Genomic DNA, 267 nt, shown 5'->3' on the forward strand with positions numbered 1-267 from the left:
GTATAGCTTTGCGCAGGAGCAACCCAAGCAATCTTTGGAATATGTTGACTGCTTTGTGCTTCACTGACGTCTTTGAATATGCCCATCGCTACGCCGCCTTTGGCACGGATTTTCTCAAGCTTCGCCAAGGTTTCGCTATTACTGTTGATATCACCTTGCAGTTCGGTACCCGTAAACCCAAAATCTTCTGCTTTCATAAAAATAGTTGGAATACCGGCACTGATAAAAGTTGCCTTGACGCTATCAGTATTTAAACCACAGCTAGAG

General features: G+C 44.2%; 1 protein-coding gene. It reads right to left on the reverse strand.

Annotated elements, in window-relative coordinates; all coding sequences use genetic code 11:
• Positions 1-267: PrpF domain-containing protein (locus tag AAEY83_RS15550; RefSeq protein ID WP_351060370.1), on the reverse strand; the 267-nt coding region annotated here is incomplete at both ends.

The organism is Psychrobacter sp. TB20-MNA-CIBAN-0197, assembly GCF_040309765.1.
Classification (GTDB): Bacteria; Pseudomonadota; Gammaproteobacteria; order Pseudomonadales; family Moraxellaceae; genus Psychrobacter; species Psychrobacter submarinus.